The 15,272-nt window shown below is 72.2% G+C and carries 13 protein-coding genes and 1 pseudogene; 4 read left to right on the top strand and 10 right to left on the bottom strand.

Annotated features, from left to right (window positions below):
• Positions 1–6: 6 nt before the first annotated feature.
• Positions 7–569, bottom strand: a pseudogene (locus ACIQM0_RS36655) (Uma2 family endonuclease).
• Positions 570–803: 234 nt separating this feature from the next.
• Between ACIQM0_RS36655 and ACIQM0_RS36650 the strand changes: the two are divergent.
• On the top strand, positions 804–1,418 hold the full coding sequence (locus ACIQM0_RS36650; RefSeq protein WP_401295077.1) for a flavin reductase family protein: 615 nt from the start codon (positions 804–806) through the stop codon (positions 1,416–1,418).
• Between the two features lie 10 nt (positions 1,419–1,428).
• Here ACIQM0_RS36650 and ACIQM0_RS36645 read toward each other — a convergent pair whose 3' ends face one another.
• From ACIQM0_RS36645 to ACIQM0_RS36635, 3 genes are all read right to left on the bottom strand, one after another.
• Positions 1,429–2,757 (bottom strand): MFS transporter, encoded by a 1,329-nt coding sequence (locus tag ACIQM0_RS36645; RefSeq protein ID WP_401295075.1) that lies wholly within the window; start codon positions 2,755–2,757, stop codon positions 1,429–1,431.
• An 84-nt stretch (positions 2,758–2,841) separates the two neighbouring features.
• Positions 2,842–3,258, bottom strand: coding sequence for a DUF2809 domain-containing protein (locus tag ACIQM0_RS36640; RefSeq protein ID WP_401295073.1), 417 nt, complete (start codon positions 3,256–3,258; stop codon positions 2,842–2,844).
• Positions 3,259–3,260: 2 nt separating this feature from the next.
• The gene (locus tag ACIQM0_RS36635) at positions 3,261–4,517 is read right to left on the bottom strand and encodes an MFS transporter (RefSeq protein ID WP_401295167.1); all 1,257 of its coding nucleotides are present in this window, start codon (positions 4,515–4,517) and stop codon (positions 3,261–3,263) included.
• Between the two features lie 135 nt (positions 4,518–4,652).
• Here ACIQM0_RS36635 and ACIQM0_RS36630 point away from each other — a divergent pair, with 135 nt between their 5' ends.
• On the top strand, positions 4,653–5,645 hold the full coding sequence (locus tag ACIQM0_RS36630) for a GlxA family transcriptional regulator (protein WP_401295071.1): 993 nt from the start codon (positions 4,653–4,655) through the stop codon (positions 5,643–5,645).
• A gap of 15 nt (positions 5,646–5,660) precedes the next feature.
• On the opposite strand, the gene ACIQM0_RS36625 is transcribed toward ACIQM0_RS36630, so the two are convergent.
• Together ACIQM0_RS36625 and ACIQM0_RS36620 are read right to left on the bottom strand one after the other, a co-directional pair.
• Positions 5,661–6,710: a Zn-dependent alcohol dehydrogenase gene (locus ACIQM0_RS36625; RefSeq protein ID WP_385346812.1), complete on the bottom strand. Its 1,050-nt coding sequence runs from the start codon at positions 6,708–6,710 to the stop codon at positions 5,661–5,663.
• Between the two features lie 335 nt (positions 6,711–7,045).
• The gene (locus ACIQM0_RS36620; protein ID WP_363024213.1) at positions 7,046–7,972 is read right to left on the bottom strand and encodes an SDR family oxidoreductase; all 927 of its coding nucleotides are present in this window, start codon (positions 7,970–7,972) and stop codon (positions 7,046–7,048) included.
• Positions 7,973–8,055: 83 nt separating this feature from the next.
• Here ACIQM0_RS36620 and ACIQM0_RS36615 point away from each other — a divergent pair, with 83 nt between their 5' ends.
• Positions 8,056–8,982 carry a cyclase family protein gene (locus ACIQM0_RS36615; RefSeq protein WP_363024212.1) on the top strand — a complete coding sequence of 309 codons (927 nt, stop codon included), beginning with the start codon at positions 8,056–8,058 and terminating at the stop codon, positions 8,980–8,982.
• Positions 8,983–9,058: 76 nt separating this feature from the next.
• On the opposite strand, the gene ACIQM0_RS36610 is transcribed toward ACIQM0_RS36615, so the two are convergent.
• The 4 genes from ACIQM0_RS36610 to ACIQM0_RS36595 form a co-directional block, all read right to left on the bottom strand.
• The gene (locus ACIQM0_RS36610) at positions 9,059–9,640 is read right to left on the bottom strand and encodes an ATP-binding protein (protein WP_401295068.1); all 582 of its coding nucleotides are present in this window, start codon (positions 9,638–9,640) and stop codon (positions 9,059–9,061) included.
• A 495-nt stretch (positions 9,641–10,135) separates the two neighbouring features.
• Entirely contained in the window at positions 10,136–11,083 is a 948-nt protein-coding gene (locus tag ACIQM0_RS36605) for an acyl-CoA dehydrogenase family protein (RefSeq protein WP_401295066.1), read from the bottom strand.
• A 7-nt stretch (positions 11,084–11,090) separates the two neighbouring features.
• Positions 11,091–12,248, bottom strand: coding sequence for an acyl-CoA dehydrogenase (locus tag ACIQM0_RS36600; RefSeq protein ID WP_401295064.1), 1,158 nt, complete (start codon positions 12,246–12,248; stop codon positions 11,091–11,093).
• Between the two features lie 7 nt (positions 12,249–12,255).
• Positions 12,256–13,449, bottom strand: a complete 1,194-nt coding sequence (locus ACIQM0_RS36595) for an amidohydrolase family protein (RefSeq protein WP_363024206.1) — start codon at positions 13,447–13,449, stop codon at positions 12,256–12,258.
• Positions 13,450–13,593: 144 nt separating this feature from the next.
• On the opposite strand from ACIQM0_RS36595, the gene ACIQM0_RS36590 reads away from it, so the two are divergent.
• Entirely contained in the window at positions 13,594–15,135 is a 1,542-nt protein-coding gene (locus ACIQM0_RS36590; RefSeq protein WP_401295063.1) for a class I adenylate-forming enzyme family protein, read from the top strand.
• Positions 15,136–15,272 lie beyond the last annotated feature (137 nt).

Below are 15,272 nucleotides of genomic sequence, written 5' to 3'. Positions count from 1 at the left end.
CCTGGCTCACGCGGGTGACAGCCCGCTGGTGTCCAGGTCCAGGCCGAACGGGTCCGGAAGGCGCAGAACCGCACCGAACGGGTGCGGACCGTCCACCCGGGTGCAGCCCAGGTGACCCGGCTCGGAGAAGAGGGTCACGCTGCCCTCGATCCGGTCGACGAGGAGGTACAGCGGCGCTCGGTACTCCGCGTACCGGCGGCGCTTCACGACCTGGTCGGTTTCCGCGTTCGACTCCGACGTGACCTCCACGACCAGGAGCGTCCGGTCGGGGAGCAGAGCGCCGCCCCCTTTGGCGAGCGCCTCGGGGACCACCGCGATGTCGGGGACGTACCAGTTGGAGGACCCGGGCAGGTCCAGGTTCCCGGAGCCTTCGACGCACCCCAGCTCGTCGATGCGTTCCTCGATCTGCCGGCGACCACTCGGGCGGCACGTTCGTGGTCCCGGGCCGGTGCCCCGTGCTCGATGATCCCCTCGACGATCTGCACACGGTCCCCGCGGATCCGCTGCACGGCGAACTTCAGGGCACGCTCGGAGTCGATGCCCTGGCCGTAGCCGGGCGCGCTGGTCATCTCACGTCTCGTCCCGCTCCACCGAATCCTGACGACTCAGCGTCGCCGTTTCGGAACCAGGTGACGCCGGGCGTCGAAGCGCCGGGGACCCGACTTTCCGCAGTACCGGGCCGCCCTCCGGCCGCGTGCGGCCGCGAGCACGGCCGGCCCCTGGCGAGGCGGGGAGCCGGTCCCGCACCCCTTCCCATCTGACATGCCGTCAGGTCTAATCGAAGGGTGATGGGACACGCAGGAATGGCCGCGACCGCAGTCCGCTACCTCAGGTCCGTCGGCGCCGCGACGGCCGCCGCTCCGGTGCCGGTCGATCCACTGCCGCGCCCGTCCCTGCGAGCCGTCGCGGACGACGAGCGGCTGCCCGTCGATCCGGGCGAGTTCCGCCGGGTGCTCGGGCACTTCGCCAGCGGGGTCACCATCGTCACCGCGCACGATCCGAACACCGACGGCACAGCCGGTCCGGCCGGCTTCGCCTGCCAGTCGTTCGCCTCGCTCTCGCTGGACCCGCCGCTGGTCACGTTCATGGTCGCCCGTACGTCGACGACCTGGCCGCGCATCGCCCGCGCCGGGGCCTTCTGCGTCAACATCCTGGGGGCGGAACAGGGCGCGCTGTGCCGGTCCTTCGCGGTCAGCGGGGCCGACAAGTTCGCCGGGGTCGCCCACTCCCCCGCACCCGCGACGGGCTCGCCGCTGCTGGACAACGTGCCCGCCTGGGTCGACTGCCGTATCCAGGCCGTCCACACCGGCGGCGACCACCTGATCGTGGTCGGCCGGGTGGAGGCGCTGGGGGCGGCGACGGACGGGGACGGTCCGCTGCTGTTCCACCAGGGGGCGTTCGGGCGCTTCAGCCGCTGAGCGGACCCGGTCACAGCACGACGGAGTCCGACGGCTGCCGGACCCGCTGGATCACCAGCGCCATCAGCGCCGCCACCGCGCACAGCGCCCCCGCCGCGTACCAGACCACGTCGTACGAGCCGAACCGGTCCCGCGCCACTCCGCCGAGGAACGCGACCACCGCCGCGCCCACCTGGTGGGACGCCAGGACCCAGCCGAAGACGATCGCGCTGTCCTCGCCGTACTGCTCCCGGCACAGGGCCAGGGTCGGCGGGACCGTGGCGACCCAGTCCAGGCCGTAGAACACGATGAAGAAGACCATCGGCGGATGCACGGTCGGCCCCATCAGCATCGGCAGGAACAACAGCGAGATCCCGCGCAGCGCGTAGTAGACGGCCAGCAGCCGCCGGGAGTCGAAGCGGTCGGTGAGCCAGCCCGAGAAGACCGTGCCGATGATGTCGAAGATCCCGATGACCGCGAGCAGTGAGGCCGCGGCGGTGATGGGCATGCCGTGGTCGTGCGCCGAGGGCACGAAGTGGGTGCGGATCAGGCCGTTGGTCGAGGCGCCGCAGATCGCGAAGGTGCCGACCAGCAGCCAGAACGGTCCGGTGCGGGCGGCGTCGAACAGCACGCGCACGGTCCGGCTCGCCGCACCCCGGGCGGGCGCGGGCTTCTCCACGTACTCCCCGCCGTACGGGGCCAGGCCCACGTCGGCCGGGTGGTCGCGCATCAGGAGCCAGACGAACGGGACGACGACCAGGGCGGCGAGTGCGACGGTCACCGAGGCCGGGCGCCAGCCGTGCGCGTCGATGATCCAGGCGCAGAGCGGCAGGAACACCAGCTGACCGGAGGCGCCCGCCGCGGTGAGGATGCCGGTGACCAGGCCGCGCCGGGTGACGAACCAGCGGTTGGTGACCGTCGCGGAGAAGGCCATCGCCATCGAGCCGCTGCCGAGGCCGACGAGCACGCCCCAATAGATCATCAGCTGCCAGGCCGCCGTCATCCACACACTGGCCAGCGCCCCGGCGGCGACCGCGCCGAGCGCGACGACCACGACCCGGCGGATGCCGAACCGGTCCATCAGCGCCGCGGCGAACGGCGCGGTGAGCCCGTACAGCGCCATGTCGATCGACACCGCGAGCCCGATCTCCCCGCGCGACCAGTCGAACTCCGTGTGGAGCGGGTCGATGAGCAGCCCGGGAAGGGAGCTGAAGGCCGCGCCGCCGATGATCGTCACGAAGGTGACGGCGGCGACGATCCACGCGCGGTGGATACGCGGCCGGCGCCGCACCTCGGGGGAGATCCGCCGACGGGCATCCCGGGCGGCACTTTCGGTTGTCTGGGTCACGTCCGTCAGCATCCCGTCACCGCGACCCCCCTCACGAGTGGCCGGAGGGACACTGTTCGCAGGGATCGGGCCACGCGGGGAGCCGGGCCCGGGTGGTCATCGGGGCGCGGAAGTCCGGGGACCGGGCGCGCGGGAAGCCAGCGCCGCGGTGTGCACGCCCCAGGCCGCCGCCGCGCCCACCGCGTACCAGAGCAGATCGGGCGCGTTGAACGTCGAGCCCAGGACCAGCCGCGCCACCGCGCTGTGCCGGGACAGTTCCGCGGGCACCCCGGTCAGCTGGCTCAGCTCGACCGCCCAGCTGAGCACCAGCCCCGTGCCGGCCACGGTGAGCGGCCGGGCCCGGGGCGCGCACAGCGCGACGAGGGCGCAGATCAGGACCGTGTAGAGCGCGTCCCCGGCGTACTTGGCGAGAGCGCCCTCCGCGACGGTACGGACGCCGAGCCCGGCCGCGACCGTCACCACGGCCGCCCCCGCCGCAGCCAACCGGGCCCGGTACACGCGTCGTCCGCGCACCCTCACCTGATCCGCTCCAGCCGGCGGATCGGCCGGGCCGCCAGCAGCACGCCCACCGCCAGCATGTTGATCACCGCTCCGGCCAGCAGCACCTGCGGTGCGCCCACCCGGTCGGCGACCGGTCCCGCCAGTGCCCGGCCCGCCGCCAGCATCAGCAGCGATCCGGCCACGTCGTACGCGTGCAGCCGGTTCAGCGCCTCCGGCGGCACCTGCGTCTGGACGGTCGTCGACCACATCACCAGCCAGAACGCGAACGCCGAGCCCGCGATGAACTGACCGATCCCCAGCGCGAACACGGGCATCCCGAGCCCCAGCACCAACAGGTTCACGCACACCCCGGTCAGCGCCACGGCCCCCGCCGCCAGCGGGCGGCGCGGCCGCAGCCGCAGGGCGAGCAGACCGCCGACGACGCTGCCCGCGCCGTTCACCGCCATCATCGCGCCGTACGTCCCCGAGCCGTGCGCCTCTGTGACCTCGACGGCGGTCAGCGGGAGCATCGGGCCGAGCACGCTGAACCCGTACACCGTCCAGACCGCGATCACACCCCACAGCCAGCTGCGCGCCCGGAACTCGTGCCAGCCGTCCACCAGTTCGGCGACGAACGTGCCGCGCTGCGCCTCGTCCGACGGGGCCGGGGCCAGCCGCAGCAGGAAGAGGCAGATGCCGGAGACCAGGAACGTCGAGGCGTTCGCCGCGTAGACCGCGCCGGCGCTGGCCAGCCCGACGAGCACACCGGCGAACGCCGGGCCCGCCATGGTCATCAGCGCCTCGGAGACGCGGAGCACCGCGTTGGCGCGCTGCACGTCGGAGGACACCCGGGGCACGGTCGAGGCGACCCCCGGCTGGAAGAGAGCCGCCCCCACGCCGGCCACCGCGCTCAGCGAGTACACCGCCCACAGCGGCGGGTTGCCGACCGCGAAGGAGACCGCGAGCGCGGAGGCGCCGATCAGCCGCAGCGCGTCGGCGATGATCATCATCCGGCGCGGGGTGAACCGGTCCGCCAGTACGCCTCCGAAGAGGACGAACAGCGCCAGCGGTCCCATCCAGGCCGCCAGCGCGTACCCCACGGAGGAGTGCGGGCGCCCCGCACCCAACAGGCCCGCGGTGAGGGCCACCGGGATCATTCCGTCGCCGAAGAGCGCCGCGGTACGGGCGACGAAGAAGAGCCGGAAGTTGCGGTTCCAGAGCCGGTCGGGCCCGACGGGCAAGGGCGGCAGGAGCGACTCGGGTGGCAGGGACGAGAGTCCGGCCAACGGCACCAAGGGGGGCGAATCACGCAAAGCGCTCTCGCTGTCCGCGGCGGGAATGCATGCGTGGTCTGCTGACTTTTCCTTCACACCGATGACATGTATCAGCTTATGGTCTATACCAGCTAGTGGTGAAGGGAGTCCGCCGTGCCACACCGAGTCGTCGTCCTCGCCCTCGATGGGCTGATCCCCTTCGAACTGGGCATCCCCCAAAGGATATTCGGCCGTTCCGTCGGAATCGAGCCGTTCAACCTGGGCCACAAACTCTACGAAGTCGTCACGTGTTCGATCCGCCCGCCCGGCCGGGTCCACACCGACGCGGACTTCACGATCACGGTCGAGCACGGCCCGGAGGCCCTCGCCACCGCCGACACGGTGGTGATCCCCGCCAGCTACGAACTCGGCCCCGTCCACACCGAGGGCCGGCTCACCGAGGAACTCGCCGCCGCGCTCGCGTACATCAGGCCCGGCACCCGGATGGTCTCCATCTGCACCGGCAGCTACGTGCTCGCCGCCGCCGGATACCTCGACGGCCGCCCCGCCACCACCCACTGGTCGTCCGCCGACCACTTCCAGAAGCTGTTCCCGGCGATCCGGGTCGACCCCGACGTCCTGTTCATCGACGACGGGGACGTCCTGACGTCCGCCGGGGTCGCCGCCGGGATCGACCTCTGCCTGCACATCGTGCGCCGGGACCACGGCACCACCGTCGCCAACGACGTCGCCCGGCGCATCGTCGTACCGCCGCACCGCGACGGCGGCCAGGCGCAGTACATCAAGCGCCCGGTCCCCGATGCCCAGATCGCCGGCACGACCACCGCACGGGCCTGGGCGCTCGGGCGGCTGGAACGGCCGATCCTGCTGCGCGACATGGCGCAGCAGGAGTCGATGAGCGTACGGACGTTCACCCGCCGTTTCCGTGAAGAGGTCGGGATCAGCCCCGTCCAGTGGCTCACCCAGCAGCGGGTGGAACGGGCCCGTCAGCTGCTGGAGTCCACCGACCTGTCGATCGACCAGGTCGCCCGCGACGCCGGCTTCGGCACGCCCACCTCGCTGCGGCAGCACCTCCAGGCGACGCTGGGGGTATCGCCGACGATGTACCGCCGGACGTTCCGGGCGACGGTGGGAGACCGCTGCTGAGCGGCCTCCCCGCCCTCAGAACACCAGCACCCCCCGGGCCACCCGTCCGTGGTGGGCGTCGTCCGCCGCCTTGGCGAAGTCCTCCACCGGGTAGGTCTCGGTGACGAGTTCGTCCAGCAGCAGCCGGCCCTCCCGGTACAGGTCCGCGTACAGGGCGATGTCGCGCTGCGGGCGCGAGGAGCCGTAGCGGCAGCCCAGGATCGACTTGTCCAGGTACATCGACGAGACCAGGAACGACGCCTCGGCCGTCGCCGCCGGCACGCCCAGCAGGATCGCCTGGCCGTGCCGGTCCAGCAGGTCGATCGCGGTACGGATCAGCTCGGTGCGGCCCACGCACTCGAAGGCGTGGTCGGCGCCGTGCGGCAGGATCTCCTTGACGCCGTCGGCCGAGGTCAGGAAGTGGGTGGCGCCGAACTGCCGGGCCACGGCCTCCTTCTCCGGGTTGGAGTCGACCGCGACGATGGTCAGCGCACCGGCGATCCGCGCGCCCTGGATCACGTTGAGCCCGATGCCGCCGGTGCCGATCACGACGACGCTCTCGCCGCGGTCGACCCTGGCCCGGTTCAGTACGGCTCCGACTCCCGTCAGCACCCCGCAGCCGATCAGGGCCGCCGAGGTGAGGGGCAGGTCCGCGGGGATCTTCACCGCCTGCACGGCCTTGACCAGGGTCCGTTCGGCGAACGCCGAGTTCGACGCGAACTGGTACAGCGGCTTCCCGCCCCGCGAGAACGGCTGCCCCGGCATCCCGATCGCCTTGCGGCACATCGTCGGCCGGCCCCGGTCGCACTGCGCGCACGCCCCGCAGCTGGCCAGCGTGGACAGCGACACGTGGTCGCCGGGCACCACATGGCTCACGCCCGCGCCGACCGCCTCCACCACGCCCGCGCCCTCGTGCCCGAGCACCACCGGCAGCGGGAACGGAATCGTCCCGTCGATCACCGACAGATCACTGTGGCAGAGGCCTGCCGCGGCCACCGCGACCAGCACCTCGCCGGGACCCGGATCACGTATCTCCAGATCATCGACGACCTCGGTCCGCTTGCCGTCGAAGACGACACCTCTCATCTCGGCTCCCTCGGTAGGCCGAGCACGCGCTCGGCGATGATGTAGCGCTGCGTTGTGCGGGGGCGGGGTCTGCCTCCGGCCCCGCCGGGGGTTCGCGGCCCACCCGGCCCGTCCGGGGTTCGGGGCGCTGCCTCCGGCCCCGCCGGGGGTTCGGTGCCCACCCGGCCCGTCCGGGGTTGGGTGCCCATATCCAGCCCGTCCGGCGATTGAGGACCGGGGTCCGGGGCAGCGCCCCGGCGACGCACCCGCGCGCCCGGCAACCGGGGGCTCCGCTCCCGAACCCCCGCTCCTCAATCGCCGGAGGGGCTGAGCGCGCCCCCACCCCCGGTCCCCGGTCAGGCGTTCGGGCGGGCTCCTGCTGCCGCGGCCCGCGCCGCCTCCGCCATCGCCTCCAGCTGCGCCAGCATCGGCATCGGGTCCGTGCCCACCGTCCCCGGCAGGAAGTCCGCGATGCGTTCCGGGGTCCACGCCGCCCCCTCCGCGTACCCCGCGCGCAGTTCCCTCGGCTGGGCCCAGACCGCGATCTTCGGGCCCGCGATCGTGTACACCTGCCCGGTGATCTTCTCCGCGCGGGCCCGCTCGCTGAGCAGGTAGACGACGAGCGCCGCCACGTCCTCCGGCTCGCCGATCTCCTTGAGCTCCATGGGGACGTTGGCGGACATCCGGGTACGCGCCACCGGCGCGACCGCGTTCGCCGTGACGCCGTACTTGTGCAGGCCCAGCGCCGCGCTGCGGACCAGCGAGATGATCCCGCCCTTCGCCGCGCTGTAGTTCGCCTGCGCCACGCTCCCCTGGTGGTTGCCGCTGGTGAAGCCGATCAGCGTGCCCGCGCCCTCCTGCTTGCGCATCACCGCGGACGCGGCCCGGAAGACGGTGAACGTGCCCTTGAGGTGGGTGGCGATCACGGGATCCCACTCCTCCTCCGACATGTTGAACAGCATCCGTTCGCGCAGGATGCCGGCCACGCACACCACCCCGTCGAGGCGCCCGAACCGCGCCAGCGCGGTGTCCACGACCCGCTGCCCGCCGGCCATGGTGGAGATGTCGTCCGCCACCGCGACCGCCTCGCCGCCCGCCGCCACGATCTCCTTGACGACGGACTCGGCTATCTCACTGGCGGGTTCGCCGCCCTCGATGGAGACGCCGTAGTCGTTGACCACGACTCTCGCCCCCTCGGCCGCGGCGGCGAGCGCGACGGCCCGCCCGATGCCGCGCCCGGCACCCGTGACGGCCACCACTTTGCCTGCCAAGAAGTTCCCCATGCCCGGCCCCTTCCCGCGGTTTCTGACGGACCGTTAGATTCTATGGGTCATCAGGTCCACTGGCACAAGCCCCAGGAGGCTCCATGTCACTGCCGGACGAGTTCCACGACATCGCCAAGCGCGTGAACAACTGGGGCCGCTGGGGCGCGGACGACGAGATCGGGACGCTCAACCTCATCACCGACGAGGTCGTACGGGAGGCGGCGGCCACCGTCCGTACCGGGCTGCGGATCCCGCTCGCGCTCCCCCTCCAGCAGGACGGCGTGCAGAGCGGGCTGATCCAGGGGCGGATCAACCCGCTGCACACCATGGTCCAGATCAACCAGGAGCTGTTCGGCCCCGGCACCGTCGCCACCAGCGACGACAGCGCGGTCCTGAGCCTCCAGACCGCCACCCACTGGGACGCCCTCACCCATGTCTCGCACTCGGGGAAGATCTACAACGGCCGCCCGGCCGACACCATCACCGCGCACGGCGGCGCGCGGTTCAGCGGCATCGACAAGGCCACACACATCGTCTCGCGCGGGGTGCTGCTCGACGTGGCCCGCGCCCACGGGGTGGACCGGCTGCCCGGCGGCCACGCCGTCACCCCCGAGGACCTGGACGCGGCCGAGGAGCTGGCCGGGGTCCGGGTGCGGGCCGGCGACATCGTGCTCGTACGGACCGGGCAGGTGCAGGTCTATCTGGCCGGGGACAAGAACGGGTACGGCTACCCGTCACCGGGCCTGTCGATCCGGACGCCCGAGTGGTTCCGCGCCCGGGACGTGGCCGCGGTCGCCAATGACACGCTGACCTTCGAGATCTTCCCGCCGGAGATCGAGGACCTGTGGCTGGGGGTGCACGCCCTGGACCTGGTCGAGATGGGGATGCTGCAGGGCCAGAACTGGAATCTGGAGGCGTTGTCCACGGCCTGCGCGGAGTCGGGCCGCTACGGCTTCCTGCTCTCCGCCATGCCGGAGCCCTTCGTCGGCGCCACCGGCACACCGGTCGCCCCGGTCGCGGTCTTCTGAGGAGCCGGGCCGCCTCGGTGCCGAGCCGGCGCGGGACCGTTCCCCGCACCGACGGAAAACGGCGCTCCTGACGGACCTACGCGCGATGGGTGACCGCGTGCGACGCCTCGTACGCGGCGCCCACCTCACGCGCGGCGGCGTCACAGCCGCCGCCGGTGTCGCACGGCACGGGGCCCTGCACGGGGCCCTGCACGCCGCCGTGCGCGCCCGCGCCCTGGGCGCAGGGCTGCATCTGCACCTGGATCAGCGGGATGCCCCGGTCCACCTCGCACCAGATGCGCTTGCCGGCGCCCTCCGGCTGCCAGCCCCAGCGGTCGGCCAGGCCGTCGACCAGCTCCAGGCCCCGGCCGCCGGTGTCCTCGCCCTCCGCGTGCCGCTGCTGCGGCGGGCGGCAGCTGGCGTCGGCCACCTCGACCCGTACGGTCCCGGCGTCGCCCGGCGCTCCCGTCGAGCCGAACAGCATGCGCAGCACGGCCGGACAGCCGGTGTGCACGACCGCGTTGGTGACCAGCTCCGAGATCAGCAGGATGAGCGTCTCGGCGAGTGGCTCGTCGTCCCGTATCCCGGACCCGACCAGCCGCGAACGCGCCCATCTGCGGGCCCGCCCGACCTCTGCGGGGTCGGCCCCGACCTCCAGCTGAACCTGAAGCACCTGCACCGCTCACACCATCCGAACCGGCGGACACATCGCCTCGCGCCTCCTCAGGGTCACGGAACGTGATTCCCCTACGAGACAGCATGGTTGACGTACAGTCACCGCAACAAGCGCTTCGGGCATATTCCAGCGCGAAGGAGTACGCGTAGTGCATACTGTGCGACGCACGTTGCGGAGAGTCGAACAGAGGCGTCCGGAAACCATGAAAACCCCGGGAATCGCTTCCCCGGCAGGTCCGGCCCCTCCGTGTGGACCGCGAGCAGGGCACCTCTCGCGGACCGGAGCAGCCGTACAGGCCACATCCGGATCGCCAGGTTCCAGAACCACTCGCATCCAACGGAGCGTACCCGAGCGCGGCGCCGACTCCACCCCGTGACGAATCACGCATAGGACACAAGCCGGTATCGGTGCATACCGACTGCACTGCGTCACTCCGCAGCGTGAACCTCAGGGGGTCGTAGCGTCCCGCGCACGCACCGGCCGCCCGTTCACTCCGGTTCAGGCCAGATCGGCGGCCAGCGCCTCCTCCGCGTCCGCCGCCGTCAGCCACTGCCCGGACCGCAGCCAGGCCCGCTTGAGGTGCAGATGGACGTCCGCCTCCCAGGTGAAGCCCATACCGCCGTGCACCTGGAGGCAGTCGCGGGCGTTGCCGACGGCCGCCTCGTCGGCGAGCAGCTTGGCCCCGGCGATCTCCACCGGGTCCGCCGTCACGGCGGCCGCGTAGACGGCGGTACGGGCCGTCTCCGCGCGCACGAGCATTCCGGCGCACAGATGCTTGACCGCCTGGAAGGACCCGATCGGCGCTCCGAACTGTTCACGTTCACCGGCGTGTTGAACCGCCGACTCCAGGCTCCTGGCCGCGCTGCCGAGCTGTTCGGCGGCGGCCAGCAGGGCGCCCTCGCGGCGCAGCCGCGCCCCGTCCGGCAGCGGTTCGCCGTCGTGCGCGGCCAGGTCCGGCACTCGCCACAGGGGGGTGCCGGGGTCCAGCGACCGCACGGGCCGGGCCTCCCGTACGACCTGCCGGAGGGCCCCGCCGGTCAGCACCCGGGCCCGGTCCCCGTCCAGGACCAGCAGCGCGTCGGCGTCGGCGAGGTGGCCCACCGGCCGCCCGGCCTCCGCCAGCGCCACCACGGCCTCGCCCTCCGCCGCCCCCTTCACCGCGCCCGCGGCCAGCTGGGTGGCGGCCAGGGGGCCCGGCAGCAGGACCCGGCCGATCTCATCGAACATCAGTACGGACTCGGGGAGGCCGAGCCCGACACCGCCCGCCGTTCCCGGCAGCCGCAGCGCGAAGAGACCGGCCGCGCCGAGCTCCCGCCACAGCTCACGGCCGACACCCCCGCCGCCGTCGAGCGCGGCCCGCATCCGGTCCCTGCCGAACCGGCCGGCGAGCAGTTCCCGTATCCCCGTCCGCAGGGCCCGCTGGTCCTCCGAGAGCCGGAAGTCCACTGTCCGCTCACCGCCCCTTCGGCAGGCCGAGAATCCGCTCGGCGACGATGTTCCGCTGGATCTGCGAGGTACCGGCCGCGATCGTGTACGAGAGCGAGGAGAGCCGGTCCAGCACCCATTCCCGGTCCAGGTCGAGGGCGTCGCCCGCGCCGAGCACCTCGGCCGCCGCCTCGTACAGCTCCTGGCGGGCGTGCGAGTAGCGCAGCTTGAAGACCGAGCCGCCGGTGCCGGGCACGCCGCCGGTGCCCTGCGCCTCGCTGACGTTCCACTGGGTGAGCCGCCACAGCGCCCGGAACTCGGCGTTCAGCCTGCCCAGCCTCCGGCGCAGCACCGCGTCGTCCCACCGCCCGCTGCGCCGCGCCTCCGCCGCCAGGGCGTCCAGGGTGCGGCGGCAGGCGACGACCTCGCCGACGAAGGCCGTGCCGCGCTCGAAGGAGAGCGTGACCATGGTGACCCGCCAGCCGTCGTTCTCCTCGCCGACGCGGTGCGAGACGGGCACCCGCACCTCGTCGAGGAACATCTCGGCGAACTCCGTCGATCCGGCGAGTGTGCGCAGCGGCCGGACGGTGACACCGGGGGCGTCCATGCGCATCGCCAGCCAGCTGATGCCCCGGTGCCTGGGCGCCGCCGGATCCGTCCGCACGAGCAGCTCGCACCAGTCCGCGACCTCCGCGTGCGAGGTCCAGATCTTCTGCCCGCTGACCACGTAGTCGTCGCCGTCGCGCACCGCACGGGTCCGCAGCGAGGCCAGGTCGGAGCCCGCGTCCGGTTCGCTGAACCCCTGGCACCAGATCTCGTCGCCGCGCAGCACCGGCGGCAGCCAGCGGGCCCGCTGGGCGGCGGTGCCCTCGGCGGCGACGGTGGGGCCGGCGTGCAGCAGCCCGACGAAGTTCGCCCCGACGTAGGGCGCACCGGCCCGCTCCGTCTCCTCCAGGAAGATCAGGTGCTGGGTGGGGGTGGCGCCCCGGCCGCCCGCGTCGGCGGGCCAGTGCAGGCCCGCGTAGCCGGCGTCGTACAGCAGCCGCTGCCAGCCGGTGTCGTACGCCCGCCGTCCCGGCCAGTCGCCGGGGTCGGGTTTCCCCGGCAGCCCGGGGAGCACCGAGGCCAGCCACTCCCGCAGCCGGGCCCGGAACTCCTCCTCCTCATCCGTGTACGAGAGGTCCACCGCGCGCCTACTTGTCGAGGTCCAGGCCGAGCATCCGGATCGCGTTCCCGCGCATCAGTTTGTAGACGGTCTCGTCGTCCAGTCCCTTGACGTGGTCGAGGGCGACCTCCTTGGTGTGCGGGAAGGTCGAGTCGACGTGCGGGTAGTCGGTCTCGAAGGTGGCGTTGTCCCGGCCGACGACGTCGAGGGAGGCGACGCCGTGCTTGTCGCGGAAGAAGCAGCAGAACATCTGCCGGTAGTAGTACGACGACGGCGGCTCGGGGATCAGATCGCGCACCCCGCCCCAGGCGCGGTGCTCCTCCCAGACGTCGTCGGCGCGCTCCAGGGCGTACGGGATCCAGCCCATCTGGCCTTCGCTGTAGGCGAGCTTGAGCGTCGGGAACTTCACCAGCACCCCGCTGAACAGGAAGTCCATCATCGAGGCCATGGCGTTGTTGAAGGAGAGCGAGGCCTGCACGGCGGGCGGGGCGTCGGGGGACGCGGCGGGCATCTGCGAACTGGACCCGATGTGCATGTTCACGACCGTGCCGGTCTCCTGGCAGACGGCGAAGAACGGGTCCCAGTAACCGGTGTGGATCGACGGCAGCCCCAGGTGGGTCGGGATCTCCGAGAACGTCACCGCCCGCACCCCGCGCGCCGCGTTCCGCCTGATCTCCGCGACCGCCAGGTCGATGTCCCAGAGCGGGATGATGCAGAGCGGGATCAGCCGGCCGCCGCTGTCACCGCACCACTCCTCCACCATCCAGTCGTTGTAGGCGCGGACGCACGCGAGCGCGACCTCCTTGTCGTGCGCCTCCGCGAAGGTCTGCCCGCAGAACCGCGGGAAGGTGGGGAAGCAGAGGCTCGCCTCGACGTGGTTGAGGTCCATGTCCTTCAGCCGCTCGGCCGGGTCCCAGCAGCCGCGCCGCATCTCCGCCCGGGTGATCCCCTCCAGCGTCATGTCGTCGCGGTCGAACCCCACGGCGGCGATGTTCCGCTTGTACGGGAACTTGAGGTCCTCGTAGATCCACCAGTCGGTGGGCGGGCCGTCGGGATCCATCGTGATGACGTACTTGCCGCCGGTGTAGGCCAGCTCACCGATGCCCGCGGTCAGCGGCTGCGGTCCGCGCTCCCGGTACTTGGCCGGCAGCCAGGTCGAGAACAGGTGCGGCGGCTCGATCACATGGTCGTCGACGCTGACGATCCGAGGCAGTTCCGTCATGGTGTCCCCTTCGGCGCACGCTTTTCTGATGACCCGTCAGATTCACTTCGCCCTCAGGCTAGCCCCGCACCCCTGGACCGACAAGGCACAGCGCTCTACGCTCTCCGCACGATCTGACTACCCGTCAGCTGTGAGGGGTTCGCCGTGAACGAGACCGCACATGCCCTGGGATCATCGGGCACCTTCTGGGAGCTCATCGAACGCCGGGCCGCCCTGACGCCCGACCTGCCCTTCCTGATCCAGGACGACCGCACGCTCACCTTCGGCGAGCTGCGGGACCGCGGCGAGCGGGTGGCCGCCGGGCTGTACGCCATGGGGATACGCCCCGGCACCGTCGTCGCCTGGCAGCTGCCGACCCGGCTGGAGACGGCGCTGCTGTCCTTCGCGCTGGCCCGGATCGGGGCGGTGCAGACGCCCCTCATCCCCTTCTACCGCGACCGCGAGGTCGGCTTCGCGCTGCGCGAGTCGAAGGCCGAGTACCTCGCCGTGCCCGGCACCTGGCGCGGCTTCGACCACACCGCGATGGCCGGCCGCCTGTCAGCGGACCTCGACCGCCCGCCGCAGGTCTTCAAGGCGTACGAGAGCCTCCCGGACGGCGATCCGGCGATCCTGCCCCCGCCGCCCGCGGAGGGCACGTCGGTGCGCTGGATCTACTGGACCTCGGGCACCACCTCCGACCCGAAGGGCGTCCTGCACACCGACCGCAGCCTGATCGCGGCCGGCTCCTGCCTGGCCCACGCGCTGCGCCTGACGGCGGCCGACGTCGGCTCGATGGCCTTCCCGTTCGCCCACGTCGCCGGCCCCGACTACTCGGTCATGCTGCTGCTGTACGGCTTCCCGGCAGTGCTGTTCGAGCACTTCGCGATGCCGGACGCGCTGGCGGGCTACCGGCGTCACGGGGTGACGGTCGCGGGCGGCTCCACCGCGTTCTACTCGATGTTCCTGACGGAGCAGCGCAAGGACCCGACCCGCCCGCTGATCCCCACGCTCCGGCTGCTGGCGGGCGGAGGCGCCCCGAAGCCCCCGGAGATCTACCACGCGGTGGTCCGCGAGATGGGCGTCCAGCTCACCCACGGGTACGGCATGACCGAGGTCCCCATGATCACGATGGGCGCCCCGGACGACACCGTGGAGCACCTCGCCGAGACGGAGGGGCGGCCGCCCGAGGGCATGGAGATCCGGATCACCGACGAGGACGGCAAGCCGCTGCCGTACGACACGGACGGCGAGGTACGGCTGCGGGGCGAGGCGGTCTGCAAGGGCTACCTGGCCTCCCCCAGCCCCTTCGACGCCGAGGGGTTCCTGCGCACGGGCGATGTCGGCCACGTCGGGCCGAGCGGGCACCTGGTGCTCACGGGGCGGCTGAAGGACATCATCATCCGCAAGGGCGAGAACATCTCGGCGAAGGAGGTGGAGGACCTCCTCGCCCGCCACCCCGGCGTGGGCGACGCGGCGGTGATTGGCCTCCCGGACGAGGAACGCGGCGAACGCGTCTGCGCGGTGATCGAACAGCCGCCGGACGCCGCCGCGCTCACCCTCCCCGAACTGACGGCCTACCTGCGCGGCGAGGGCCTGTCCGTCCACAAGCTCCCGGAACAACTGGAGGTGGTGGACGCCCTCCCCCGCAACGAGACCCTGCGGAAGGTACTGAAGTACCGGCTGCGGGAGCGGTTCGCGACGCGGTGACCGGGGCGCGGGTTTTTGTCCTCAATCGCCGGACGGGCTTGATTGTGCGGGTGCCCCCGCAGGGGGCGCTTTCCCGGTGGGTGGGGGGTGGTGCCCCTCCGGGGCGTCTCCTCGGAAATGGCGTGTTCACCCGGGTA

Origin of the sequence: Streptomyces sp. NPDC091387, assembly GCF_044756945.1 — a bacterium.
Taxonomy (GTDB): domain Bacteria; phylum Actinomycetota; class Actinomycetes; order Streptomycetales; family Streptomycetaceae; genus Streptomyces.
The sequence above is the reverse complement of the archived record's forward strand: the minus strand, read 5'-3'. Positions and strand labels throughout refer to the sequence as shown.

What these genes read in the sequence shown, in the direction of transcription:
- ACIQM0_RS36625 (WP_385346812.1), bottom strand. Translation starts at nt 6,710, where the DNA reads ATGAGAGGTGTCGTCTTCGACGGCAAGCGGACCGAGGTCGTCGATGAT.
- ACIQM0_RS36650 (WP_401295077.1), top strand. Translation starts at nt 804, where the DNA reads ATGGCCGCGACCGCAGTCCGCTACCTCAGGTCCGTCGGCGCCGCGACG.
- ACIQM0_RS36595 (WP_363024206.1), bottom strand. Translation starts at nt 13,449, where the DNA reads ATGACGGAACTGCCTCGGATCGTCAGCGTCGACGACCATGTGATCGAG.
- ACIQM0_RS36645 (WP_401295075.1), bottom strand. Translation starts at nt 2,757, where the DNA reads ATGCTGACGGACGTGACCCAGACAACCGAAAGTGCCGCCCGGGATGCC.
- ACIQM0_RS36615 (WP_363024212.1), top strand. Translation starts at nt 8,056, where the DNA reads ATGTCACTGCCGGACGAGTTCCACGACATCGCCAAGCGCGTGAACAAC.
- ACIQM0_RS36620 (WP_363024213.1), bottom strand. Translation starts at nt 7,972, where the DNA reads ATGGGGAACTTCTTGGCAGGCAAAGTGGTGGCCGTCACGGGTGCCGGG.